Origin of the sequence: Acinetobacter sp. WC-743, from assembly GCF_000335555.1 — a bacterium.
Taxonomy (GTDB): Bacteria; Pseudomonadota; Gammaproteobacteria; order Pseudomonadales; family Moraxellaceae; genus Acinetobacter; species Acinetobacter bereziniae.
In genome coordinates this window covers 1-347 of sequence record NZ_AMFQ01000150.1, presented here as the reverse complement: position 1 = coordinate 347, position 347 = coordinate 1, and the positions used below count along the sequence as shown (strand labels likewise).

The window sequence follows — 347 nt, the reverse complement described above, 5'->3', positions numbered from 1 at the left end:
TGCATTGGATATTGCCAAAGCCAAAGCGACTGTAACGGCGAATAGCGTATCAACTGTTTATAATGGACAAAATCAAACAGCTGCTGGCTTTAGTGCAATAGGCTTAGTTAATGGTGAAACTGAATCAGTCTTATCAGGTGTGACAGCATCTGTAATGGCTAAAGACGCAGGCAGTTATACAAACAAAGCCAATGGCGTTGATAAAAACTATGATCTCACCTTTGTCGATGGGGCTTTAGATATTGCTAAAGCCAAAGCGACGGTGACAGCGAATAGTTTAAATACGACCTATAACGGCAAAAACCAAACAGCATCAGGCTTTAGTGCAACAGGTTTGGTCAATGGTG

Annotated in this window: 1 protein-coding gene; it reads left to right on the top strand. The window is 41.8% G+C overall.

Annotation, left to right across the window (positions count from 1 at the left end; all coding sequences use genetic code 11):
* Positions 1–347, top strand: a 347-nt coding sequence (locus tag ACINWC743_RS22615) for an MBG domain-containing protein (RefSeq protein ID WP_009587161.1), incomplete at both ends; no start/stop codon positions are given.